The organism is Bartonella queenslandensis AUST/NH15 (assembly GCF_000312585.1).
Classification (GTDB): domain Bacteria; phylum Pseudomonadota; class Alphaproteobacteria; order Rhizobiales; family Rhizobiaceae; genus Bartonella; species Bartonella queenslandensis_A.
The window spans coordinates 1-542 of record NZ_HE998490.1; the positions used below are offsets into that span (position 1 = coordinate 1).

At 39.3% G+C, this 542-nt stretch carries 1 protein-coding gene; it reads left to right on the top strand.

Annotated features, from left to right (window positions below):
• The coding region (locus BN338_RS10675; protein WP_039762721.1) for a TraG/VirB4 family ATPase at window positions 1–499 on the top strand (499 nt) is incomplete at its 5' end.
• Window positions 500–542 lie beyond the last annotated feature (43 nt).

A 542-nucleotide genomic window follows, 5' to 3' on the forward strand; every position in this document is an offset into this window, starting at 1 on the left:
GTCTCTGATTGACGGGCGTCGTATTATCATTGTCATTGATGAGTTTTGGAAAGCCTTAGAGGATGATTCTTTTAAAGCTTTTGCGCAAGACAGGCTGAAGACTATTCGTAAACAGAATGGTTTGATGTTGTTTGCCACCCAATCTCCCAAAGATGCGATCAATTCGACCATTGCGCACACCATTATAGAGCAATGTCCAACCCAGATTTATTTTCCCAATCAAAAAGGCAATCATGCGGATTATGTAGAGGGTTTTAAATTATCCGACAGAGAGTTTAACCTGATACAATCAGAATTAAGCCGGGAGTCACGGCGTTTTCTCATCAAACAAGGACAAAGTTCTGTGGTAGCAGAACTGAATTTACGTGGCTTTGACGATGAAATAGCCATTTTAAGTGGCACCACCAAAAACATTGAACTTTTAGAGACCATTATGGATGAAGTTGGACAATCTCCAGAAAAATGGCTCCCTATTTTCCAAGAAAGGTCAAAAAAATGAAAAAGCTTTTATTGGCTTGTGCAGTTTCTTTTGGTTTAACAAC